Origin of the sequence: Microbacterium sp. YJN-G (genome assembly GCF_015040615.1) — a bacterium.
Classification (GTDB): Bacteria; Actinomycetota; Actinomycetes; order Actinomycetales; family Microbacteriaceae; genus Microbacterium.
The window spans coordinates 3,230,339-3,254,096 of sequence record NZ_CP060402.1; the positions used below are offsets into that span (position 1 = coordinate 3,230,339).

The window sequence follows — 23,758 nt, forward strand, 5'->3', positions numbered from 1 at the left end:
CCACCCGTGCGGCCCGGCGCATGCGCGGGCTCACACTCCGCCCGAGCGATTCAGCCGTCGATCTGCTGAGCCTGGCGCGCTTCCCACGCCTCGCGCATGAACCGGCGCACGTCCTCATCGACCCGGATGTCGCTCGGCCGCAGCGGGCGCGTCATGTAGAGGCCGTCCAGCGCGGTCAGCCGCGACAGGGCCACATACGTCTGGCCGGGCGCGAAGGCGCCGGAGCCGAGGTCGACGATCGCCCGGTCATACGTCTTGCCCTGCGACTTGTGGATCGTCACGGCCCACGCCAGCCGCAGCGGGAACTGCGTGAACTCGGCGACCACCTCGCGCGAGAGCGTCTTGGTGCCGGGATTGTAGGCGTAGCGGAACCTCTCCCACACGGCCGGTTCGACGTCGAACTCCTCGCCGTCGATATCGACGCGCACGGTGCCGCCGAGTATGCGGGTGACCGTGCCGATCGACCCGTTGACCCACCGCGGAGGCTCGCCCTGCATGCCGACGTCGTTGCGCAGGAACATCACCTGCGCGCCGACCTTCAGCTTCAGCTCGGCATCCGCGGGGTAGTTCCCCTCGCCCCGGCCGAAGTCGCCCGACACCTCGGCGTGGGCGGTCTGCTCGCGGCCGGGCAGCGCCGCGAGGTGCCGGCGGTTGATGCTGTTGACGATGTCGTTGCGCGTGGCGAGGGTGATGATCGGCACCTCGCCCGGCTCCGGCTCCGGGGGCGTGCGGGCGCCGTGGGCGTTGAGCACCTCGGCGATGTCGGCGGTGACGCGTCCGTAACGGACGGCGTTGAGCATCGCCTTGAACCCGTCGTCGGACTGGCGGTGGATCTGCACGAGCTCGTGCACGTGGAGCTTCGCGCCGTGCTCGCCGATGTCCAGCATCGCCATCGAATCCTGGGTCCCTGAGCCCGTCGAAGGGGTGCCGCCGGTCCACACCTTGGCGTCGAAGAACCAGAACGAGCGGTAGTGGTCCTGGATGTACCGCAGCTCGTCGCCGCGCGGCGGCACGGGGGCGAGCTGGTACGGGTCGCCGAACATGACCACCTGCACCCCGCCGAACGGGATGCCGCGCTTGCCGCGAGCCTGACGCAGCGACCGGTCGATGGCATCCATCAGGTCGGCGTTGACCATCGAGATCTCATCGATCACCAGCGTCTCGATGGCGTTGAGGATGCGGCGGGTGGCCTCGTTCTGCTCGATATCGCTCTCGGCGATCAGGCCGATGGGCAGGCGGAACAGCGAGTGGATCGTCTGCCCCTCGACGTTCAGTGCCGCAACACCCGTAGGGGCGCAGATCGCGATCTGCTTCCCGGTGTTCCACGCGAAGTGCTGCAGCAGCGTCGACTTGCCGGTGCCGGCACGACCGGTGATGAACACGTGCTGGTCGGTGTCCTCAATGAGTCGGAACAGCGCCTGCTGTTCTTCGGAGAGCGTCACGGACACGCACCCATGTTAAGGCGTGCGCGACTGCTGCTCCGAGTCGCCGCGTGTCATCGCTCGGCTTCGTCCCAGGCCGGATCCGTAGACTCTGCCTCATGATCCAGGGGCGGGGGGAAGCACGTCGGCGCGCCACGCTGCGTGGCGACCTCACCCTCCTGGCCGTCATCGGAGTGCTGCTGATCGCCGCGCTGACCGCCGGCGGCCTCTCCCTCTACCAGCAGGTGTACAGCCCGTCCGCGTTCGTGCACCGCTACCTGGATCTGCTCTCCGCGGGCCACGCGGCCGATGCGCTGCGCGTCCCCGGCGTCTCGGTCGACCTGGCCGTGCAGAAGGACGACCAGATCGAGTCCGCGGCATCCGAGGCCCTGCTGCGCACGGCGGCACTGGGCGCGCTGACGGACTACGAGGTCACCTCCGACACGCAGAAGGACGGCGTGTACGACGTCACCGTCGAGTACGTCGCCGGCGGAGTGAACGGAACCTCGACGTTCTCGGTCGTGCAGGACGGCTGGGTGGGTGTCGTACCCGACTGGCGCTTCGAGCGCAGCCCGCTCGCCGAGATCGAGCTCACGGTGCGCGGCGCCGATGTCTTCTCCGTCAACGGGTTCGAGCTGGACCGCCACCAGGTGTCGACCGACGGCGCCGAGGCCGCGCCGCTCGACCCCCTGCACCTGCTGGTCTTCACCCCCGGCGCCTACTCCGTGACCGTCGACACCCCCATCTCGGCGACGCCAGGAGTGCGCGTGCTCGCCGACACCGCGCTGGCCCGCACGCCCGTCGACGTGCAGGCGCTGCCGACCGAGCGGTTCACCGGCATCGTGCAGCAGAAGGTCGAGGACTTCCTCACTGCCTGCGCCACCCAGGAGGTGCTGCTGCCGACCGCCTGCCCGTTCGGACTCGAGGTGCAGAACCGCCTGGCCGACGGCTCGCTGCCGAAATGGTCGATCGTCGAGCAGCCCGCGATCACCGTCGAGCCCGACGGCGCGAACTGGATGATCCCGCCCACCCCTGCCGTGGCGCACATCGACGTCGACATCAAGTCCGTCTACGACGGCTCGGTGCGCGCCGTCTCGGAGGATGTGCCATTCGAGGTCGATGGGACAATCCGCATCCTCGCCGACGGTTCGGCGCAGATCCGCGTCGGATCCCCGTCCGGCGACTGATCGGCGGCGAGGGCGCGCCGGCTCACGTGCGGTGCGAGTCAGCGACTCTCGCGCTCGGCGATCCGCCGGTCGCGCTCGGCGAGCTCCGCGAGCCGGGCGTTGTACTCCTCCAGCTCGGCGTCGCCGGTGCGGTCGGCGTGCCGGTCACGGCGGCGCTGCAGCTTCGCATCCGACCGTGACCACTGGATCGCGACCGTGATCGCGAGGATCAGCGTGGGGATCTCGCCCACCGACCAGGCGATGCCGCCGCCGATGTTCTGATCCTCCATCGGCGTCGGGCCCCAGGTGCGGCCCATCGAGCCGAACCACTCAGCGACCATCAGGCCCTCCTGCATCATGATCGCCATGCCGAAGAATGCGTGCATGGCCATCACCGCGATCAGCGTGATGAGGCGGCCGGCGTGGGGCAGCCGGTACGGGATCGGGTCGACGCCGACCAGGGTCATCACGAACAGGTAGCCCGAGATGAGGAAGTGGATGATCATCCACTCGTGGCCGAGATGCTCGTACATCGACCAGCGGACCAGGTCGGTGAAGTAGAACGCCCACAGCGAGAGGATGAACATCGCCGCCGCGACCAGCGGATGCGTGATGAACCGCGAATACGGCGAATGCACTGCCCACAGGATCCACTCGCGGCCACCGCGGGTGCCGTCCTCGCGCTTGTGGATGGCGCGGAGGGCCAGCGTGATCGGCGCACCACTGACCAGCAGCAGCGGGATCGCCATGCTCAGCACCATGTGGCCGAGCATGTGCACGCTGAACAGGTACTCCTGGTAGGCGTTGATCGGCCCGCACGTCACCCACAGCAGCAGCAGCAGGCCCGCCATCCAGAACACGGTGCGGTGCACGGGCCAGCGGTCGCCGCGGCGCTGCAGGCGCACGACGCCGGCGACGTAGAGCGCTACTCCGAAGCCCGCCGCGACCACCCACAGGATGTCGATGTCGAAGGCGGTCAGCCAGCGCGCCGGCGTCAGTTCGGGCGGCAGGGGCGAACCGGTGAGGCGCTCGGCAGCCGTCTGCACGGCGGGCACCTGCTCGCCCAGAGGCGGGGGCGTGCGGGCCAGGGCGGCGGCCGCACCGGAGGCCAGGCCCATCAGGGCGAGTTCGCCGAGGATCAGCATCCAGAACGAATTGCGCTCCCGCGGGCCGGACAGCTGCGGGATGACCCGGCGCCGGTACCAGGCGCCGAACAGGCCGAGGCCGAGCAGCAGCGCGGCCTTGCCGAGGATGATCAGGCCGTACGGCGAGAGCAGCTCGGCCCAGTCGCCGAGCGCGACGACGGTGCGGGCGATGCCCGAGACGGCGACGACGACGAAGGCGGCGAGCGCGAGCGACGAGTAACGGGCGACCAGGGTGGGAAGGTCGAGGCGATCGGCATCCGCTCTGCCGCCCTTGGCGGCGCGCTTCTCGGCGCGCTTCTCGGCGGTGCCGCGCAGCACGATCAGCAGCATGACCCCGCCCAGCCAGACGGCGGCGCCGATCGTGTGCAGCAGGATCGAGTTGACCGCGACGTTGTGACCCTCGACGTCGCCGGAGTGCCCCTGCGTGGCCAGCGGAAGGAAGGATGCCGCGGCCAGCACGGCCGTCATGAGCGTGCCCGTCCAGCTGCGCCAGCCGAACGCGAGCAGCGTGATGAGCGCACCCATCAACACGGTGATCAGCCACGACTGGCCGAGGGCGAGCTCGAGCAGGAACCGGCCGAGCTGCTCACCGAAGGAGCGGTCGGCCGACAGAGTGGGGTTGAACGCCGCCAGCAGGTTCATCCCGGCGGCGATGCCGGAGGTCACGGTGAAGATCGCGGCCCCGACGGATGCCGTATCGAGGGCGATGTCGAAGTGCCTGGTGCCGCTGCGCAGCCCGAACAGGGCGAGCACGAGCGAGCCGAGCATGGCCGCTGCGGCGAGGTTGGCGAGCAGCTTGACGGCGGGCAGGCCCCACATGACGATGGGGCCGGGATCGAGCAGCTTGGGCGGGACGGCTCCGCCGCCGATCAGGAGGGCTGCGATGAGTGCCGCCGCCGAGCTGACGACGAGGATCACCAGGCCAGCGAGACGGTACGGGTTCACCCCTCCAGCCTACGGCCGATGCCTGTGGGCGAGCGGCGGGGCGGGGCGTCGACGGTGGGGCGCTGTCGACGGCTCAGCGCTCCCGGATGCCGGCATCCGGAGACGAGGAAGGCCGCCCCCGAGGGGACGGCCTTCCTGCGACGCGGCGGTCTTACTTGACCGCGGCCTTCAGCTTCGAGCCGGCGGTCACCTTGACGCGCTTGCCGGCCGGGATCTTGATCTCGGCGCCGGTCTGCGGGTTGCGCCCCGTGCGAGCGGCGGTGTCGACCTGCTCGAACGAGATCCAGCCCGGGATGGAGACCTTGCTGCCCTTGGCGACAGCGTCGGAGACGGTGCCGAAGAGCGAGTCGAGAACGCGCGACACGGTGGCCTGGCTCTCGCCCGTGGCGGAAGCGATGCTCGCGACGAGCTCGGTCTTGGTGATGGACTTGTCAGCCATGTCATCCTCCAGCGACGACGGTCCGTCGCATCATGTTGGTTTCGGGGAAGATCCCCGTCGGTCGATCGACCGCCTTGAATGTACCAACCAGACACGGGAAATCCGCGTCATTTCGCGGGTTTCGGGCTGAATTCTGGGCGTGTCGCGCCTCATGCGTCACACCAGTAACAGTTTCGCCGGCGCAGTCGGCCCCTTCGACGCATGGTTTTCAGGAGATCGCACGAGATGAAGGAGCGGATGCAGGGCCCCGGGCCTGCAGTTCGTGCGAACTCCTGCATGTGGTGCGGTCAGCGCACGGCCAGGTGCAGGCCCTGCGCGATCGCCTCCATGATGACGGCCTGCACCTGCTCCCAGTGCTCCATGATCTGCTCGTAGCTGAACCGCAGCACGTGGTATCCGCGAAGCTTCAGTTCGGCATCATGCCGGATGTCACTCGTGCGCTGAGCACCGGTATGCGTGGCGCCGTCGATCTGCACGACGAGGCGTTCGCCGATGAGCAGGTCGACGCGATGACCGAGCACCCACGCCTGCTGCACCATCGGCACCCGCATCCATCCGAGCCGGAAGACGATGATCGTCTCGAGTCCCGAGTCGGCGAAGGGCCGCGCCCGTTCGAGCACCGTCACAGCCGCCGGCGGAAGCGGAAGTCGAGCGAGCGACTGCCGGTCGACGAGAACCTTGTTGAGTGCGGATTCCCAGATCACCACCGCAGTCTCGAACGGCTGGCACTGCGCGATGACCGAGAGCGCGTTCACCAGATGGTCCTCGATGTCATCGCTCCTGCGGGCGATCACCGGCTTCGACCAGTGCACCATCACGTGATCGGCGACGACGACCCGCGACGCGTTCGGCGCCACAGCCACGTGAAGAGCGGAGTGCTCGGGCACCCAGAGCCCCTTCCGCTCGGCGAGCGTGACACAGCTCAGCACGACACCGCGCTTGACCGCACCCAGAAGAAGCCGATCGGCATCCGGAATCGCCACCCAGCCACCGCGCACCGTGACGATCCGTCCGGACTCCTTGGCCCTGCGCAGCGCGTAGGAGCTCACTCCCGCGTGCAGAAGTGTGCGCGTGCGGGCGATCCCGCCGCGCTTGGTGAGTTCGGCCACGGCATCCATCACGCCACTCTGCCCCGCGTGCGCGGTGGTGCAGAGCCCTCTTCCCAGTCGCTGTGGACAACTCACGGGATGGATGCCGATGTGCAGAGCGATCGTCATCGCATCATCTGCAGGGGATCGCACGGAATCAAGGAGCGGATGCCGGGTTCGGCTCCTGCAGACTGTGCGAACTCCTGCAGAGCACGCCACCCGGGCATGCAGAAGGGGCGGGGATCCGAAGATCCCCGCCCCTTCAGCGGATGCTTACCAGCTCGACTTGGTGATGCCGGGCAGCTCGCCGCGGTGCGCCATGTCACGGAAGCGGACACGCGAGATGCCGAACTTCGTGAGGACACCACGGGGGCGGCCGTCGATGGCGTCACGCGAACGCACGCGAACCGGCGACGCGTTGCGCGGCAGCTTCTGCAGGCCGACGCGGGCGGCCTCGCGGGCCTCGTCGGTGGCGTTCGGGTCGACCAGGGTCTTCTTCAGCTCGGCACGGCGCTCCGCGTAGCGGGCGACGATGACCTTGCGCTGCTCGTTGCGAGCGATCTTGCTCTTCTTCGCCATGATTAACGCTCCTCGCGGAATTCGACGTGCTTGCGAACGACCGGGTCGTACTTCTTCAGCACGAGACGGTCGGGGGTGTTACGACGGTTCTTCTTGGTCACGTAGGTGTAACCGGTGCCCGCCGTCGAACGCAGCTTGATGATCGGACGGATGTCCTGAGCCTTCTTGGCCATTAGAGCTTCACACCCTTCGCCTGGAGGTCCGCGACGACCTTCTCGATACCGCGCGCGTCGATCACCTTGATGCCCTTGGCGGACACGTTCAGGGTGACCTTACGACCGAGCGACGGCACGTAGTAGGTCTTCTTCTGCACGTTCGGGTCGAAGCGGCGCTTCGTCCGGCGGTGCGAGTGCGAGATGTTGTGACCGAAGCCGGGAACAGCACCGGTCACCTGGCACACTGCTGCCATGAGATGACTCCTTCATTACCGTGAGGCCGGACGGCCCCACCCAAGATCCCTTGTCTGCCCCGCCCGCTCACGCCGATGAGCACCCTTCGACAGGCTCAGGGACCCACGCACGGAAGAGGGAGAGACGAACTGCGCACAGGAGTGTGCACAGACAAGGAGTCAGTTTAGCACGCGCCGATCACTTCTCAGAACCGGCCACCATACCGCGGATGAAGTACTTCTGCAGCACCAGGTAGACCACCAGCACGGGCAGCGCTGAGAGCAGGGATGCCGCGGCCGCGGCCCCCACGTCGCTCGAGGTGGTCGAGAAGAACGTCGCCGTCGCGGGGGCGATCGTGCGCATCTCGGGACTGCGCATCAGGTACACGCTCAGCGCGTAGTCGTTCCACACGTTCACGCTCGTGAGTATGACCACGGTCGCCGTGACGGGCTTGAGCATCGGCACGACCACGCGGAACAGCACCTGCAGCGCGCCCGCCCCGTCGACCGAGGCGGCCTCTTCGATCGACAGCGGCAGTCCGCGCATGAACGCGGCGTAGAGGAAGATCGCCAGCGGCAGCTGGGTCGCCGTCATCACCAGGATCGTTCCCCAGTAGGTGTTGACCGCACTCAACTGCACCATCTGCGCGTACAGCGGCACGAGGATCGACAGCGGCGGGATCATGATCAGTCCGATGACCGCGGCCAGTACGAGCTTGTTCGCCAGCGTGGGGCGCCGGGCGAGCGGATAGGCGGCGAGCGCCCCCAGCACGCACACCAGCACGGTCGCGCCGACGGTCACGATGGCGCTGTTGCCGATGGCGCGCAGGATGCCGCCCTGCTCGACGGCCGTCGCGAAGTTCTGCCAGTGGATGCCGTCCAGCGGCGGCAGCCACTGCGACGACAGGTCGCTGCGCTCCTTCATCGCCGAGGTGACGGTGATGTAGAACGGCAGCAGCTGCAGCAGCACGGCCAGCAGCAGGCCGGCGCCGATCGCCAGGCGGGCGGGCCACGGGGAGCGTGCGGATGCCGCGGTCACAGCTGCTCCAGCCTTCGACGGTTGAGCATCGTGTTCAGCACGAGCGTGAACACGGCGATGACGAGGAAGAGCACGACGCCCATCGCCGAGGCGTAGCCGGCGCGCTGGCTGCCGAAGTACATCTTGGCGATCAGTGTGGACACCGAGTGCGTGGCGTAGCCGGGGCCACCGGCGGTGAGCACCTGGATGACGTCGAAGAGCTTCATGCCGCCGATGAGGTTCAGCACGATGCTCGTGGCGAACGCCGGCTGCAGCATCGGCACCGTGATGTGCCGGAACGCCTGCGCGGGCCCTGCCCCGTCGAGGCGCGCGGCTTCGTAGTACATCGTGGGGATCGCCTGCAGCCCTGCCAGGTAGATCACCATCGAGATGCCGACGAACTGCAGCGAGTTGACGATGACGATCAGGGCGATCGCCGTGCCCGAGTCGCTCAGCCAGGCGGTGCGCTCACCGCCGAAGGCGATGACGAGGTCGTTGAGGCCGCCGCCGTTGTACGACAGGAACAGGTAGTACATCGTGCCCATCACGACCGGCGAGACGAGCACGGGTAGGTAGATGATGGCCCTGGCCAGGTTGCGCCCACGGATCGACCGGTCCAGCGCGAGAGCCAGGCCGAGTCCGATGATCTGCTGGATGATCGTGGAGCCGACGCCGTACAGGAACGTGTTGCCCAGAGCGGTGCTGAAGTTCGGGTCGTCGAACAGCCGCAGGTAGTTCTCGATGCCGACGAAGCCGCGCTGCGGCGAGAAGCCGTCCCAGTTCGTCAGCGACAGCAGCACGCCGTTGATGAGCGGCCAGAGCGTGAAGACCACGAGCACGGCGGCCGCCGGAAGTACGAGCAGGTCGAGTCCACGGCCCGCGAAGCGGGGGACGCTCCCTCCGGTCCCCCGCTTCGGCTTCGGCACCGCGCGCGCGGTGGTTCTCGTCATCGCAGCGAGTCGTAGCTCGACTTCATCTGCGTGACCGCTTCCTCCGGAGCCATCTGGCCGGTGATCACGCCGTCCGTCGTGGTGACCATGGTGTCCCAGATGCCGTTGGGCAGGTACACCCGGTCGAAGTACGGCATCAGCGGGAACTCACCAGGAGCGACGAACGTCTCGTAGCTCTCGGTGAGCACGCCGAGGTCGCTGGTCGCGTTGGTCAGACCGGGGATGCCGCCGACGGCGCCGGCGAGCTTCGACAGGTTCTCGGGCTCGGCGAGGTAGGCGACGTAGTCGAGGGCCTGCTCCTTGTCGGGAGAGGTCTTCGAGACGCCGTACGCACGGCCCTCGCCGCCGACGAGGAACGGCTCGCCGTTCTCGGACGGGATCGGCATGTACCCGAGGTCGGCATCCGGGTTGAAGCCCAGAGCCGTGGCCACGAGGTAGTTCTGCACGAACACGAACGCCGTGTTGCCCTCGGCGAGCGCGCGGCCGAGGTCATCGGTCGTCGCCGACGAGTAGTCGGGGTTGAACCACTCGTTCTGCTGCCAGGTGGCGATGTGGTCGAGGATGCGGGTGTAGCCGGCCTCGTCGAAGGTGCCGTCGGCGAAGCCCTTCAGCTCCTCCTCGGTGAAGTCGCCCGAGCCGATGAAGTCGGCGATGTTGCCGGCGAACCAGCTGTCCTTGCCCGAGGACGAGACCGGGGTGATCCCGGCATCCTTCAGCGTCTTCAGCGCCGCCTCGAACGCCGCCCAGTCGGTGAGCGAGGCCGGGTCGATCCCGGCATCCTTCAGCACCGTGCGGTTGTAGACGATGCCGGCGACGTCGGTGTCGATCGGCAGCGCGTAGAACGTGCCGTCGTCATCCTGCATCGCGGGCGCGAGCGCCTCGTTGAACCCCTCAGCCCAGGGCTGGTCGTTCAGCGGCTCGAGGAACTGGCTGTAGCGCAGCAGCGACCAGCCGTGCGTGGCCCAGATGTCGGGGATGTCGTTCGACGCGAGCCGCACCTTGATGTCGGCCTCGTAGGTGTCGGTCGACGGGACGAGCTCGATCTTCACGCCGGGGTTCTCGTCCTGATAGGCGTCGGTGATCTCCTGCAGCACCTCCAGCGACGGGTCGGTGGATCCGAAGTTGGTCTGCATCTCGATCGTGGCCTCGCCGTCTCCGTCCCCTTCGCCGGTTCCTCCGGAGCAGGCGGTGAGCACGAGTGCTGCGGATGCCGCGACGGCCAGTGCCGTGGTCGAGCGCTTCGTGGTGTGCTTCATGTCCGGTCCTCACTTCTCATCGGCTTCTCCTCCCTTGGCGGCCGAGTGATGCGCATTCGTCCGGTTCGTGATATGTTACCCGCGTAGATCACTGGGGAACAGGGGGTCTCGGGACCATTCTGAGGGGCATGGTCCCGGGGCTCCCCACCATGTTGACACCCGTAGACCCACGATGGAAGACTTCGAGACATGGCGTTCACTCTGGGGCTCGTCGGGGCGGGCCAGTTCGCCGGCCAGTTCGCGACCCTCTTCCACCATCATCCCGGAGTGCGCGCGGTCCACGTGACCGATGTCATCCGCTCCCGTGCCGATGAGCTGGTCGGCGGTGCAGGATTGGCCGGCGCCTTCGACTCCTTCGACGAGATGATCGCCTCGCCCGCGATCGACGCGGTGGCGATCTTCACGCAGCGCTGGACGCACGGTCCGCTGGTCGTGCAGGCGCTGCGCGCCGGCAAGCACGTCTACTCCGCCGTGCCGATGGCGATCAGCGTCGACGAGATCGCCGCGATCATCGACGCCGTGCGCGAGACCGGTCTGACCTACATGATGGGCGAGACCAGCTACTACAACCCGGCGACCGTGTTCGCCCGGCAGAAGCTCGCCGAGGGTGCCTTCGGCCGGCTGTTCTACGGCGAGGGCGACTACGTCCACGACATGGATCTCGGCTTCTACGAGGCCTACCAGTTCTCCGGCGGCGACAACTGGCGCTCCACCGCCAGCTACCCGCCCCTGCTCTACCCGACGCACTCCATCGGCGGCGTGCTCGGCGCCTGGCCCACGCACGCCACGGCCGTCTCGGCGGTCGGCGTGGTCGACCAGCGCGGCGACGGGGTCTTCGACCGCGGGGTCAGCCAGTTCGACAACGACTTCTCCAACGCGACCGCGCTGTTCGAGCTGGCCGCGGGCGGCTCGATGCGCATCAACGAGTTCCGCCGGGTCGGATACCCCTCGCACCTGCGCGAATCGCGCTTCCGCTGGTTCGGCACCGACGGCTCGTTCGAGCAGCTCGCCAAGACCACCGTGTGGCAGAACCGCGAGGGCGTCGAGGACATCTCGCACCTGATCGACACGCACGCCTCGGTCGCGCACGACGACCCGTCACTGGCCCAGGTGGCCCCTGCGCTGCGGGATGCATTCGTCTCGGGGTACGCCGCGATCCACGAAGCCGACCGTGCGCGCATCCCCGATGAGCTTCGGAACTTGCACAATGGGCACGAGGGAAGCCACCATTTTCTCGTGGACGATTTCGTGCGGGCCGTCACCGACAGCTCCCTGCCGCCGGTGAACGCCTGGCAGGCCGCGCGCTTCACGCTTCCGGGCGTGATCGCGCATGAGTCGGCGCGCCGGGGCGGCGAGCGCCTCATCGTTCCCGACCTGGGTGACCCGGATGTCTCCTGACGGCCGTCCCCGCTCGGTCACGCGGGCGGATGTCGCCCGCTACGCGGGTGTGAGCACCGCCGTCGTCAGCTACGTGCTCAACGACGGACCCAAGGCTGTCGCCCCGCTCACCCGCGAGCGGGTGCTCGACGCGGTGCGCGTACTCGGCTACCGCCCGAACGCCGCCGCCCGCGCCCTGTCAATGGGCTCCGCCGATATGTTCGGCCTGCTGGTGCACGACAACCGCAATCCGTTCTTCGCCGAGCTGTGCCACATGCTCGACCAGGCCGCCGCCGACGCCGGACGCTCGCTGCTGATCGTGAACTCCGACCGCACCCAGGTGTCGACCTCCGAGCAGATCCGCGATCTGGCATCGCGGCAGATCGCCGGGCTCGTGATCGCCGATGTGCTCACGGCCGGCGAGCAGACGCTGGTCGAGATGCTCGGCATCCCGGCGGTCGTGATCGGCCAGTTCGGCGAGACCGACGGACTGCACAGCGTCGGAGTCGACTTCGCCCGCGGTGCCCGCGAGGCGACCGATCACCTCATCGGCCACGGCTACGAGCAGATCGCCTTCGTCGGCAGCGCGGCGCGCTTCGACGAGCGCGAGCGCGGCTGGCGGGATGCCCTCGGTGTCGCGCGCCTGCCTCTCGGCCCGCTCGTGCACACCCCGTTCACGTATCAGGGCGGGTACGACGCCGCCATGCAGCTGATCGAGAACGCGTCACCGCCGCGTGCGGTGCTGGCGGCATCCGACCAGGTCGCGATCGGGATGCTGACCGCGCTCGGCGAGCGAGGGGTGCGCGTGCCCGATGACATCGCCATCGTCTCGTTCGACGGCACCGTCAGCGCCGACTTCGTCTGGCCCCGGCTGACCACGGCTGTGCAGCCGCTGGAGCAGATGGCCAGGACCGCGGTGCAGCTGCTGCTGGACCCGGATGCCGCGCGCGAGCACCGCTCGTACACGAGTTGGCTGCGCATCCGCGAGTCGTGCGGGTGCACGGCATCCGCGGGGTCTGCCGGATCAGAACCCGCCGCCGAACCCACCGCAGTCGAGGCTGTCACGGCATCCGATTCGGCAGCCGCATCCGACGCGAACGCGGCCTCCGATACGGACAGCGAGCCCGACGCCGCCTGACGGGCCGCCTTCTCAGGCCTGTGCGTCGCGGGCGGCGGCTGCCGCCGCCTCGGCGGCCCCCCTCCCCCAGCGGAACGGCGAGACCGTCGGGTCGCCGGTGATCCAGAACCGCCACGGGAAGGCCATCGTCCCCGCCACACCGGCGACACCCACGCGGGGGCCGGCGGAGACCTCGTCGACCGGTTCGTCCAGCAGCAGCCGGGCGACCGCGCCGTTCAGCTCTGCGCCGGATGCGATGTCGATGCCGTCGTGCAGCGCGTGCCGCAGGCCGACGGCCTGGCCGAGACGGCCGGGGCCGCGGGCCAGGTCGCGCAGCGCGGTGCGGCCGAGCGGGGCCGCGACGCCGCGGCGCTCGGCGGCGGCATCCGTCCCGGCGATCACCTCCCCGGCCCGCAGCAGCACACCGCCCGCCTCGCCCTCGGGTCCGCAGACGACGTTGACGCACGAGTGGATGCCGTGGCTAAGGTACACGTACAGGTGCCCGGGCTCACCCCACATCGTGGCATTGCGGGCGGTCGGGCCCATCCGCGCGTGCGATCCGGGGTCGGGCACCTCGCCCGTGCCGCGCCCGTGATACGCCTCGACCTCGGTGATGCGCAGCCGCGTCTCGGCGCCGTCGACAATGGTGACCAGCTGCGCACCCAGCAGGCGAGGGGCGACCTGCAGGGGCAGGTCCAGCAGGTCGGCGCGCTCGACGGGACGGGTCATCTCGGCGGCGCTCACGGCTGCGGGGCCAGGCGGCACCACGAGATGTCGAAGCCGCTGAGGGTCGGGAGGTCGCGTTCGCCGCTCAGGTCGATGAGCTGGGTGTGCATCGTGGTCGGCAGGGGCAGCAGCAGGTCGTCGTAGTCGTTGCTGGGCAGGTCGGGGGCGACGACGACGGCCGCGTACTGGCCGCTCGGCGAGACGCAGGTCTGCAGGATGGCATCCGCGCCGCCGACCTCTGTGATCACGTCGGCGGCGCCGTCGTCGGTGACGCGCACGACGGCCTGACCGGTCGGCATCCCGCCCTCGTCGCGCTGCACGATGTGCCGCAGGGTGCCGCCGGGGAAGGGCACGATGGTAGTCGCCTCGCCGTAATCGGGTTCGGATGCCGCGAGCGCCGATTCCTCGCCGGTGGTGAGGTCGAGCTGCACGATGCGGGCGTCGTTGCGCTCGATGATCGCCGTGTAGGTGCCGCGGCTCACGCCGAGGATGCTCGCCGCGAGACCCATCGACTGCACCCCGGCCGTCGACGTGGGGTCTTCGACGCCCAGCGCGCCGTTGAAGTCGATGAACAGCAGCGACGACGAGTCGGGCACGAACTGCCACTCCGCGATGCTCGCGTCGACGCCTTCGACCTGCACGATGCGGGGCTCGCCCGTGCCGCTGAGCGGCTGGGTGACCAGCACGCTGGCCCGGCCGGAGGTCTCGGTGAGTTCGCGGTCGGAGTAGCTGTACCCGACCAGGCCGCCGCGGTCGGAGACCTGCACCGACGAGATGAAGCCGTCGCCCGGCAGGGTCAGCTCGCGCTGCCCCGAGCCGTCGCGGTTCATCACGATGAGCCTCGAGCCGTCGTCCTCCTCGACGGCGACGACGATGAACGCCGACGTCGCCCGGTAGTCGTCGATGCGCGGATGCTCGAACACGACCGTGGCACGCTCACCGCTGAGGTCGGTGGTGAAGATCTTGTCGTCGCCCTCGCCCGAGCGCTGCAGCAGCAGGATGCGCGAGGCGGGCGTCGTGAACGAGGTCTGCAGGTCGGCGGTCGGGCCGCCTCCCGTCGCGACCACGTCCGACACCGAGACCCGGTAGGTGGTGTCGTCGTGCAGCGGCACGGTGAAGCGGATGCCGATGTTGCGGCCGGCGGCATCCACAGTGAAGGGGACCGCGGGCTCGACGGTGACCTGTGCGGGGTCGATGGCCTCGAGCCGCTGGTTCGCCGTGAGGATCACCCGGCTGCCGGAGGTCTCGATCGCCTGCGCGGGAGCGACCTGCACCTGGCTGATGCGCGGACCCTGCGTGAGGCTGACGACTCCGAGCACGCCGGCGACCAGGGCGAGCACGCCCAGCACCGACAGGAGGGTGAGGGTGAAGCGGCGGTTCCCGGGTGCGGGCTTGCGGGTGCTGGTGCCGGGTTCAGGGCTGGATGCGGGTTCGGTTCTGGGGGCGGATGCCGGGGTCGCGAATTCCGTCGGCGCGGATGCCGTCGGCGCGGATGCCGTCGACGCGGCGCCCGCGACGATCGGCGAGGTCGGGGCGGGAATCGCGGGGGTCGTCAGGATCGCGGGTGCCGCCGGCTCTGCGGGCGCGGCCGGCTCTGCGGGGGTGTGGGCGTCTTCGGTGGCGCGCAGCGCGCGCAACTGTGCCCGGGTGAGGGGCGCGCCCTCGGCCCCCTCAGCACTCGCCCTGTCAGCACTCGACCCGTCAGTGCTCGATCCGTCAGTACTCATACGGATCCTTCGGCTCGTCGATCGCCTTCACCGAGGCCGTCTCGATGCGCAGCGTGCCGTCGGCATCCGCACGCACCGTGCCCGACACCTCGACCCATTGGCCGGTCTCGTAGTCGGCTGCTGCCGCCTCGCCCGCCAGCGGCACGGTCGCCGGCTGCGCGTCGATCACGCAGTGGGTGATGACCATGCGGGTCAGGCCCACGGCATCCGCCTCGGTCGGGGTGACGAACCCGGTGAGGGTGACGGCGGCGCCGTCGTAGTTCTCGGGGCGGGTGGCGGTCGCGAAGGCGCTCGCCCAGTCGCCGACCCCGAAGGTGGTCGTGTCGGCGATGCCCAGGCTCACGTCGTCGGCGCCGGCGAACAGCACCGGCGTCTCGCCGGCCCGCGAGAGCGCCAGCTGGGCGGAGAGGGATGCCGGCGGCAGCACGAGGCCCGCGAGCACCACGCCCGAGGCGATCACGCCTCCGCTCACGACGCCGGCGGTCTGCAGCATCCGGCGTCGGGATGCCGCAGCATCCGCACCGTCCGCCGATGCGGTGTGGTCGTGATCGCCCTCAGCGCCCAGCGGCAGCGTGCACGACCAGACGGCGGCGATCAGCGTGACCACCGCCGCGGCGCACGCGAACCAGACCGTCTCCGGGCTGATGTACAGCGTCAGCCGGCCGGTGACGCCGAGCACGAGGGTGACGACGGCGACGACGGTCGCCAGACCCATCCCCAGCCACCGGGTGGCGAGGGCGTGCATGGGTGGTTTGGTCTGCTCACCCAAAGACGTTCACCCCGATCCCGATGGCGCAGGCGCTGAGCACCACGATGCCGACCAGGCCGGCGAGCACCCGCCCGGTGAAGGTGGTGCGCAGCAGGGCGAGCATCTTCACGTCGACGAGCGGACCGACCAGCAGGAACGCGATGATCGCGCCCGACGAGAAGGTCGACGCGAACGACAGGGCGAAGAAGGCGTCGACGTTCGAGCAGATCGCGACGGTCATCGCCAGGGCGACCATCGCGAGGATCGACAGCACCGGGTTCGATCCGATGGCCAGCAGCAGGTCGCGGGGCACGAGCACCTGCACGGCGCCGGCGAGCGCCGAGCCGATCACGAGCGCCGGCATGACGGCACGCAGCTCGACGAGGAACTGCACGAGGCTGCGGCGCGTGGGCGAGCCGGGCTCGTGGGCGACGTGGTCGCAGGTCTCGATGAAGCGTGCGGTGGGCAGGGCCTGCGGGTCGCGGTGGCGGCTGTAGATCCAGCCGATCAGATTCGCGATGAGGTACCCGCCGACGAGACGGGCGACCAGGATTCCGCCGTCCCAGCCGAACGCGGCGTGCGTGGTGAGGATGACGATCGGATTGACGATGGGCGCGGCGATGAGGAAGGTCAGCGCCTCGGCCGGGCCGAGCCCGCGCATCATCAGTCCGCGCGCGAACGGCACGTTGCCGCACTCGCAGACGGGGATGAACATGCCCAGCAGCGACAGTACCGCGCGACGCGCCCAGGCACGGCGGGGAAGCCAGCGCTGCACCGCGTCGGCGGGCAACCAGACCTGGACGACGATCGAGAGCACGACGCCGAGGATCACCCACGGCAGCGCCTCGATCAGCACGCTGAGGGCGAGTGTCAGCCCATCCTGGGCGCGGTCGGGCAGCGCCTTCGGGAACAGCGCCGGCGCGAGCAGGTCGATGAGCACGAGCACGGCGAGGATGCCGAGGCCCACGGCGAGCGCGATGCCGGTAGGCACGCGCCGGGGCGGATGCCGGTGGGCGTGAGCCGTGCTCGTCTCGGATGCGCTCTGCGGCATCCGGGAGGGGGCAGAGGTCACCCCTGTGCTCCGGCGGCATCCGCGCACTGGGAGCAGAGACCGAAGATGTCGACGACGTGCTCGGCGTCGCGGAAGCCGTGCTGCGCGGCGGTGCGCTGCGCCCACTGCTCGACGTCCTTGGCCTCGATCTCGACGGCGCGCCCGCACGAGCGGCAGATCAGGTGATGGTGGTGGCCCTGCGTGGCGCAGGCGCGGTAGAGCGCCTCGCCCTCGGGGCTCTGCAGCGAGTCGGCCTCGCCGGATGCCGCGAGCCCGGCGAGAGCGCGATAGACGGTGGCGAGCCCGATGCCGGTGTTCGCCTGACGCAGGTCGGCGTGCAGGGTCTGCGCGCTCACGAAGCCGGCCGCGTCGGTGAGCGCATCACGCACGCGTTCCCGCTGCCAGGTGTTCCGTTGAGCCATGCCCCCGAGTCTAGGCCGGGCGCCTGTGAGACGCTCGGGATGCGGTCGCCGGGCGGATGTTCGCTCCGGCAGCATGTCTCAGTAGATGCGGGTCGCGGGCCGGGACACCCGCAAGAAGTGGGACATGCGAGCGAGAGCTGGCGGCGGTCGGCACGACACTGCCCACCTGCACCGCCGCCCGCCCTTCACCCACTGACATGTCCCAGAAGATGCCGGTCGCGGCGGCATCCACTCGCACCTACTGGGACACCCCACCGAGGCATGTCCGAGACGATGCGGGTGTCGGGGCGGTGCACCCGCAAGAAGTGGGACACGCGCGACGAGAACCGGCGGAAAGCACGACGTCCCGGACCGCACGGGGCGGATCCGGGACGTCGGAGCAGATCAGCGACGGGAGGCGTCAGGCGCGGGACTTGCCGTCCTCGTCGTCGTCATCATCGTCATCGTCCGAGTCGTCATCATCATCCGAGTCGTCATCATCATCCGACTCGTCATCGTCATCGTCATCCGACTCGTCGTCGAGCTCCGCCTCGAGGAGGTCGTCGTCCTCGGTCAGAAGGTCGTCGTCCTCGTCTGCGACGTCGTCGGCGACCGCTGCATCATCGGATGCCGGACGCACGAACACGCCTTCGGGGCGGATCAGCTCGCGCACCTCGGCCATGAAGCTGTTCAGCTGCTGCTGCTGCCAGCGCAGCTGGCGGGTGCGGTCCTCAGCATCCCGCAGCGCGGCGGTGGCGTGCCCGGTGACCGACTCGATGATCTTCTGCGCCTTGGCGCGGGCCCGGTCGAGGGTCTCGCGGGACTTCACCTGCGCCTCGGCCTCGATCGCCTGCGCCTGCGAGCGCATCAGCCGCTCGTAGTCCTCGGCCTTCGCCGAGATCCGCTGGGCGTGCTCGAGCGAGGCGGCGACCTGCTCGTTGGCATCCGTGGTGATGCGCTCGGCGTGGGCGACGGCCTGGTTGTGCAGCACGAGGAACTCCTGCTGCGCGTCATCCTGACGGCGGGTGAGGGTCTCTTCGAACTCCAGCACGCGGGCGTTCATCTCACGCACCTCGCGCTCGGCATCCGAACGCAGGTCGGTCGTCTCGCGGGTCACCATGGCGCGCAGCGCGGCAGCGCCCTTCTCGGCCTCGGTGCGGACCGTCGCCGCCTCCTGCTCGGCCTGCACGACCTTCTCCGCGGCGTGCGCGGACTCGCGCTTGAGCCGCGCCTCGTGCGCGGTGAGCTCGGTGTCGATGCGCAGGCGCACCTGGTCGGCGTCGTGCTCGGCCTGCGCGGTGATGCGTGCGACGTCGGCGGCGAGCTCGGCGCGCTTGGACTCGGCCTCCTCGCGGGCGGCCTGCAGCAGGCGCTCGGCCTGTGTGGCGGCGTTGTGGATCAGCACGCTCGCCTGCTCTTCGGCCACGCGCAGCACGGCCTCGAACTGCTGACGGCTCTGCGGCTCGTCCGCGCCCGCAGGGGCATCGGTCAGCTCTGCGGCGAGGGTGCTCACCTGCGCCGCGGCATCCTCGGCCTGCGCGCGGGCCGCGGCGAGCTCGTCCTCCAGGCGCGCCAGGCGCGCCTCACCGTCGGTCCGCTCCTGCGACAGGTCGCGCTCGTGCTGGTCGCGCAGCGCGTTCAGTGCGTCGCGGTGCCGGGCATCCGCGGTCTCCCGGTCGTCGGTGAGGCGGGTGAGCTGATCGCGCAGCGTCGCGATCGCGGCATCCACCTCCGTCTTGTCATACCCGCGGAATGCCTGCGTGAACGACGCATGCTCCTTGGGCGCCGTCGTCAGCAGCTGATCGAAGAAATCGCCACTCTGTGTGTTCTCGGACGCGTGCGTCTCGCTCACCGGACGTCACCTTTCTGCGTGAAGCCTGTCCCCAGGCATCCATGATCTCATCCCTCGCTGAGGGTGCAGCACGGGATCCGGTTCAGGCCCGGCGCACCCGCGCACGCGACCGCTGCACGAGCCAGGCGACGCCGTAGATGAGGAAGGAGATGGTCGTGATGTACGGGCTCACCGGCAGCGTTCCGGCGAGTGCGAGCAGGATTCCGCCGACCGCCGAGGTGAAGCCGAACAGGGCCGCCAGCACCGGCACCGCGACGGGTCCCGCCGACAGGCGCATCGCCGCGGCCGCGGGCGTCACCAGCAGCGCCATCACCAGCAGGGCGCCGATGATGTGCACGCTGACGGCGACGATCAGGCCCAGCAACACCATGAACACCAGGCTCACCGTCCGCACCGGCACGCCTCGCGCGGCGGCGGACTCGGGGTCGAGGGAGTCGAACCGCAGCGGGTTCCACATCAGCAGCAGGCCCAGCAGCACCACGACGCTCATGCCGATCAGCCAGCCGAGGTCGGGGTTCGACACCGAGACGATCTGCCCGGTGAGCAGTCCGAAGCGGTTGGCGCTTCGGCCTTCGTAGAGCGACAGGAACAGGATGCCGAGACCGAGGCCGAACGGCATGAGCACGCCGACGATGGAGCTGCGGTCCCGCGCCTTCGCCCCGAGCAGGCCGATGAGCACCGCCGCCACGAGCGCCCCGCCGATGGATCCCGCGACGACGCTTCCGCCGAACAGCAGTGCCGCCGCGGCACCCGCGAACGACAGTTCACTGACCCCGTGCACGGCGAAGGCGAGGTCGCGCTGCATGACGAACACGCCCACGAGGCCGCCGACGAGGCCGAGCACGGCACCGGCGATGAGCGAGTTGGAGAGCAGGGCGAGCAGTTCGCCGTAGTCCTGGAACGAGAAGATGTCGCCCCAGTCGAGCAGCGGGGTCACGCGATCCCTCCCGTCGTGGGCGCCTCGTCATGGTGCTCGTGCTGGGTATCGGCATCCGGGATGCCGACGACGACGAGCCGCCCCCCGGTGCGGAACACGTACACGGGCGTGCCGTACAGGGCGCTGAGCACCTCGGTCTGCAGCACCTCGTCGGGGGTGCCGAGCAGGAAGCGTCCGCCGGCGATGTAGAGGATGCGGTCGACGCGGTCGAGGATCGGGTTGATGTCGTGCGTGACGAACAGCACGGCCGTGCCGTGCGCGCGGCGCCGCCGGTCGATGATCTCGGTCACACCGCGCTGGTTGGCCAGGTCGAGGTTCGACAGCGGCTCGTCGCACAGCAGCAGCTTCGGGTCGGCGGCGAGCGCCTGGCCGACCCGCAGGCGCTGCTGCTCGCCGCCCGAGAGCAGCCCGACGGGCCGGTCGGCGTAGTGCGACGCACCGACGCCCTCGAGCAGGGCGTCGACGCGGGTGCGGTCGCCGCGGTGCGGGATCGGCAGACCGAAGCGGATGCCGCGCACGCCGAGCGCGACGAGGTCGCGGGCCCGCAGACTCGTGTCGGGTGCCAGCGTCCGCTGCTGCGGGACGTACCCGATGCGCGGATTCCCGCGCTGCACCGGAAGGCCGTCGATCTGCACGGTGCCGGCGGACAGCGGCTGGAGGCCGAGGATGCTGCGCAGCAGCGTCGTCTTGCCCGAACCTGAAGGACCGAGCACGGCGATGAACTCGCCGGGGCGGACGTCGAGGTCCAGGCCCGCCCAGAGCTCGTGGCCGTCACGGTGCAGGGCCGCGCCCGTGATGCTGAGGACGGGCGGCGCGGCCGGTTCGCCTGCCTCGGTCACTGGCCCAGGGCGGTGGCGAGGTTCGAGATCGCGGCGCGCATCCACTCAGCGTACGACTGATCGGCCTCGAGCAGCTCGGTGAAGGCGACGACGGGGATGCCGGCCTGCTCCGCGGCATCCTCGATGCGGGCGGTCTCGCCGCCGCCGGTCTGCGCGTTGGTCAGGACCGCGCTCACCTCACCGGATTCGATGGTGCCGAGTGCGTCGAGCAGGGTGGCGGGTGTGACCTCGTTGCCCTCTTCGACCGCGGATGCGAATCCATCTGGGGCGACGTCATCCAGACCGACGGATGCTGCCAGCATGCCGGGCAGCGGCTCGGTGATGAACACCTTCTGCCCCTCGAGCTTCTCGTGCAGCGTGTCGAGTTCGCCCTCGATCCCGGCGAGTTCCTCGGTCAGCTCCGTGGCGGCCTGCTCGTAGTCCGCGGCGCTGTCGGGGTCGACGGCGGCGAGGCCTGCCGCGATGTCCTCGGCGACGTGGATGATCGTGTGCACGTCGAACCAGACGTGCTCGTTGACGCCCTCGACATGGTCGTGGCCCTCGTGGGAGTCGTCATCGGCGGGCTCGGTGGCGTCGGGGGTCTCGGTGCCGGGGGTGGCCTCGGCGTCATCCGTCTTGGTGTCGTCGACGTGGTCGTCGTGGCCGTCCTCGGCGTGCGTCTCGTCGGTGTGGGTCTCGTCGGCGTGATTCTCGCCGCCCTCGGCGTGATCGTCGTCCGTGTGGTCGTCGTCGGTGCTCTCGCCGACGGCATCCGCGTAGTCGTGGGAGTGCTCGACGGCCGTGACGACCTTCGCATCCGACCCCTCGCGCAGCTCGGTCATGAACGAGTCGTAGCCTCCGCCGTTCTCGATCACGAGATCGGCCTTCTGCACCGCGAGGCGGTCGCGGGCCGAGGCGTCGTAGGAGTGCGGGTCCTTGGTGGCCGAGGTGATCAGGCTGGTGACCTCGACGCGGTCGCCGCCGATCTGGGCGGCGAGGGAGCCGTAGACGTTCGTGGACGCGACGACCTGCACGCGACCGGTGCCGCCGTCGGCGGTGCCGGCGGTCGTCGAGCATCCGGCGAGCACGACGATGGATGCAGCGGCGAGGGCGAGGGGCGCGAGCGTCTTCTTCATACCTCCAGGCTAAACGCTAATGAGAACCATTATCAACTTGGCGCGGCGGAAAGATTAAGAAGTGTCCCGCTCTGTTCAGTCGACGAGCAGGGCCGGCTCCTCGAGCACGGATGCCACATCGGCGATGAACCGGCTCATCCCGTCTCCGTCGATGACGCGGTGATCGAACGAGCCCGAGACCGTGGTGACCCAGCGCGGGCGCACCTCGCCGTCGACGACCCAGGGCTTCTGGCTGATCGTGCCCATGGCCACGATCCCGGCCTCGCCCGGGTTGATGATCGGCGTGCCCGCATCCATCCCGAACACACCGATGTTGGTGATCGTGATGGTGCCGCCCTGCTGGTCGGCCGGGCTGGTCTTGCCCTCGCGAGCGGTGACGGTCAGCCGGTTCAGCGCGCGGGCGAGGTCCTTCATGCCGAGATCCTGCGCGTCCTTGATGTTGGGCACGAGCAGTCCGCGCGGGGTCGCCGCGGCGATGCCGAGGTTCACGTAGTGGCGCACGATGATCTCGGCGCCGTCCTCGGTGTCGACCCACGCGGCGTTCACCAGCGGGGTGCGGCGGGCGGCCCAGATCACGGCGCGGGCCATGATCAGCAGCGGCGAGACGCGGATGTCGGCGTAGTCGGGCGAGGCCTTCAGACGCTTCACGAGCTCCATGGTGCGGGTGGCGTCGACCTCCTTCCACACCGTCACGTGCGGCGCGGAGTATGCGCTCTGCACCATCGCCGACGAGGTCGCCTTGCGGACGCCCTTGACCGGAATCGACTCGGTGCGATCGGTCGGCTGGATGCCGCGCGCCAGACCGACGGGCCCGGATGCCGCCGGTGCCGGGACGGTCTCCTCGCGCACGTCGCCCCACTCGGGAGTCTCGATGTTGCGGAACACGCTCGCCTGGGAGGCGTGCTTGACGACGTCGTCGCGGGTGACCTCGCCGTCGGCGCCGGTCGGGGTGACGGCGGTCACGTCGACGCCGAGGTCGCGGGCGAGCTTGCGGATCGGGGGCTTGGCGATCACGCCGACCGAGGAGCGCACGGGCCGCTCGGCGGGGCGCTTGCGACGCGAGGTCGCCCCTCCCCCGCTGCCGTAGCCGACGAGCACCGAACCGCTGCCCTCCTCGGCTGCGGGGGCGGCCGGCGCCGAGGGAGCAGAGACAGCAGTCGCAGCATCCGGAGACGTGACGAAGGTGATGATCGGCGCACCGACCTCGACGGTCGCGCCCTCTGCGGCGAGCAGCTCGCCGACCGTCCCCGCGTGCGGGGAGGGCAGCTCGACGAGCGACTTGGCGGTCTCGATCTCGCAGATCACGTCGTTGACCGCCACGGCATCACCGGGGGCGACCTTCCAGCTGACGATCTCAGCCTCGGTCAGCCCCTCGCCGACGTCGGGGAGGGTGAACGTCTGGGTGCTCATGGGATCTCCTTCAAGTGGCGGGGCCCTTCGACAGGCTCAGGGACCCAGTACGTCTGTGGCTGG

The 23,758-nt window shown here is 69.6% G+C and carries 23 protein-coding genes; 3 read left to right on the forward strand and 20 right to left on the reverse strand.

Annotated elements, in window-relative coordinates:
* Window positions 1–50: 50 nt before the first annotated feature.
* A complete protein-coding gene (locus tag H7694_RS15540; protein ID WP_193597342.1) occupies window positions 51–1,448 on the reverse strand; it encodes an ATP-dependent DNA helicase in 1,398 nt (465 codons plus the stop codon).
* A 92-nt stretch (window positions 1,449–1,540) separates the two neighbouring features.
* On the opposite strand from H7694_RS15540, the gene H7694_RS15545 reads away from it, so the two are divergent.
* Window positions 1,541–2,608: a hypothetical protein gene (locus H7694_RS15545; RefSeq protein ID WP_193597343.1), complete on the forward strand. Its 1,068-nt coding sequence runs from the start codon at window positions 1,541–1,543 to the stop codon at window positions 2,606–2,608.
* 38 nt (window positions 2,609–2,646) lie between these two features.
* Here H7694_RS15545 and H7694_RS15550 read toward each other — a convergent pair whose 3' ends face one another.
* From H7694_RS15550 to H7694_RS15590, 9 genes are all read right to left on the reverse strand, one after another.
* Window positions 2,647–4,677, reverse strand: coding sequence for a cytochrome c oxidase assembly protein (locus H7694_RS15550; RefSeq protein ID WP_227468178.1), 2,031 nt, complete (start codon window positions 4,675–4,677; stop codon window positions 2,647–2,649).
* Between the two features lie 151 nt (window positions 4,678–4,828).
* Complete coding sequence (locus tag H7694_RS15555; RefSeq protein ID WP_087129650.1) at window positions 4,829–5,116, reverse strand: HU family DNA-binding protein; 288 nt, start codon at window positions 5,114–5,116, stop codon at window positions 4,829–4,831.
* Window positions 5,117–5,403: 287 nt separating this feature from the next.
* Window positions 5,404–6,234: a type IV toxin-antitoxin system AbiEi family antitoxin domain-containing protein gene (locus tag H7694_RS15560; protein ID WP_193597344.1), complete on the reverse strand. Its 831-nt coding sequence runs from the start codon at window positions 6,232–6,234 to the stop codon at window positions 5,404–5,406.
* Window positions 6,235–6,477: 243 nt separating this feature from the next.
* Window positions 6,478–6,783, reverse strand: a complete 306-nt coding sequence (rpsN, locus tag H7694_RS15565; RefSeq protein WP_193597345.1) for a 30S ribosomal protein S14 — start codon at window positions 6,781–6,783, stop codon at window positions 6,478–6,480.
* A gap of 2 nt (window positions 6,784–6,785) precedes the next feature.
* Window positions 6,786–6,956 carry a 50S ribosomal protein L33 gene (rpmG, locus tag H7694_RS15570; protein WP_045250846.1) on the reverse strand — a complete coding sequence of 57 codons (171 nt, stop codon included), beginning with the start codon at window positions 6,954–6,956 and terminating at the stop codon, window positions 6,786–6,788.
* On the reverse strand, window positions 6,956–7,192 hold the full coding sequence (rpmB, locus tag H7694_RS15575) for a 50S ribosomal protein L28 (protein ID WP_179409668.1): 237 nt from the start codon (window positions 7,190–7,192) through the stop codon (window positions 6,956–6,958). Before rpmB ends, rpmG begins: the two co-directional genes overlap by 1 nt.
* Window positions 7,193–7,370: 178 nt before the next feature.
* Window positions 7,371–8,210 carry a carbohydrate ABC transporter permease gene (locus H7694_RS15580; protein ID WP_227468179.1) on the reverse strand — a complete coding sequence of 280 codons (840 nt, stop codon included), beginning with the start codon at window positions 8,208–8,210 and terminating at the stop codon, window positions 7,371–7,373.
* Complete coding sequence (locus H7694_RS15585) at window positions 8,207–9,139, reverse strand: carbohydrate ABC transporter permease (RefSeq protein WP_193597346.1); 933 nt, start codon at window positions 9,137–9,139, stop codon at window positions 8,207–8,209. The genes H7694_RS15580 and H7694_RS15585 overlap by 4 nt, the downstream gene beginning before the upstream one ends.
* Complete coding sequence (locus H7694_RS15590) at window positions 9,136–10,395, reverse strand: ABC transporter substrate-binding protein (RefSeq protein WP_193597347.1); 1,260 nt, start codon at window positions 10,393–10,395, stop codon at window positions 9,136–9,138. Before H7694_RS15590 ends, H7694_RS15585 begins: the two co-directional genes overlap by 4 nt.
* Window positions 10,396–10,584: 189 nt before the next feature.
* Between H7694_RS15590 and H7694_RS15595 the strand changes: the two genes are divergently transcribed.
* Window positions 10,585–11,793 carry a Gfo/Idh/MocA family protein gene (locus H7694_RS15595; protein WP_193597348.1) on the forward strand — a complete coding sequence of 403 codons (1,209 nt, stop codon included), beginning with the start codon at window positions 10,585–10,587 and terminating at the stop codon, window positions 11,791–11,793.
* Window positions 11,783–12,910: a LacI family DNA-binding transcriptional regulator gene (locus tag H7694_RS15600; RefSeq protein ID WP_193597349.1), complete on the forward strand. Its 1,128-nt coding sequence runs from the start codon at window positions 11,783–11,785 to the stop codon at window positions 12,908–12,910. The genes H7694_RS15595 and H7694_RS15600 overlap by 11 nt, the downstream gene beginning before the upstream one ends.
* 12 nt (window positions 12,911–12,922) lie before the next feature.
* Here the strand turns inward: H7694_RS15600 and H7694_RS15605 are convergent, their stop codons facing one another.
* The 10 genes from H7694_RS15605 to H7694_RS15650 form a co-directional block, all read right to left on the reverse strand.
* Complete coding sequence (locus H7694_RS15605; protein ID WP_193597350.1) at window positions 12,923–13,618, reverse strand: DNA-3-methyladenine glycosylase; 696 nt, start codon at window positions 13,616–13,618, stop codon at window positions 12,923–12,925.
* 11 nt (window positions 13,619–13,629) lie between these two features.
* Window positions 13,630–15,342 (reverse strand): hypothetical protein, encoded by a 1,713-nt coding sequence (locus H7694_RS15610; protein WP_227468180.1) that lies wholly within the window; start codon window positions 15,340–15,342, stop codon window positions 13,630–13,632.
* A complete protein-coding gene (locus H7694_RS15615; protein WP_319805256.1) occupies window positions 15,332–16,111 on the reverse strand; it encodes a TIGR03943 family putative permease subunit in 780 nt (259 codons plus the stop codon). Before H7694_RS15615 ends, H7694_RS15610 begins: the two co-directional genes overlap by 11 nt.
* On the reverse strand, window positions 16,104–17,141 hold the full coding sequence (locus H7694_RS15620) for a permease (RefSeq protein WP_193599275.1): 1,038 nt from the start codon (window positions 17,139–17,141) through the stop codon (window positions 16,104–16,106). The genes H7694_RS15615 and H7694_RS15620 overlap by 8 nt, the downstream gene beginning before the upstream one ends.
* A 17-nt stretch (window positions 17,142–17,158) precedes the next feature.
* Entirely contained in the window at window positions 17,159–17,563 is a 405-nt protein-coding gene (locus H7694_RS15625; protein WP_193597352.1) for a Fur family transcriptional regulator, read from the reverse strand.
* Window positions 17,564–17,963: 400 nt separating this feature from the next.
* Window positions 17,964–19,394 carry a DivIVA domain-containing protein gene (locus H7694_RS15630; protein WP_193597353.1) on the reverse strand — a complete coding sequence of 477 codons (1,431 nt, stop codon included), beginning with the start codon at window positions 19,392–19,394 and terminating at the stop codon, window positions 17,964–17,966.
* An 82-nt stretch (window positions 19,395–19,476) separates the two neighbouring features.
* Window positions 19,477–20,331 (reverse strand): metal ABC transporter permease, encoded by an 855-nt coding sequence (locus tag H7694_RS15635; protein WP_193597354.1) that lies wholly within the window; start codon window positions 20,329–20,331, stop codon window positions 19,477–19,479.
* On the reverse strand, window positions 20,328–21,170 hold the full coding sequence (locus H7694_RS15640; protein ID WP_193597355.1) for a metal ABC transporter ATP-binding protein: 843 nt from the start codon (window positions 21,168–21,170) through the stop codon (window positions 20,328–20,330). The genes H7694_RS15635 and H7694_RS15640 overlap by 4 nt, the downstream gene beginning before the upstream one ends.
* On the reverse strand, window positions 21,167–22,285 hold the full coding sequence (locus H7694_RS15645) for a metal ABC transporter solute-binding protein, Zn/Mn family (RefSeq protein ID WP_193597356.1): 1,119 nt from the start codon (window positions 22,283–22,285) through the stop codon (window positions 21,167–21,169). Before H7694_RS15645 ends, H7694_RS15640 begins: the two co-directional genes overlap by 4 nt.
* 75 nt (window positions 22,286–22,360) lie before the next feature.
* A complete protein-coding gene (locus H7694_RS15650; protein WP_193597357.1) occupies window positions 22,361–23,695 on the reverse strand; it encodes a dihydrolipoamide acetyltransferase family protein in 1,335 nt (444 codons plus the stop codon).
* Window positions 23,696–23,758 lie beyond the last annotated feature (63 nt).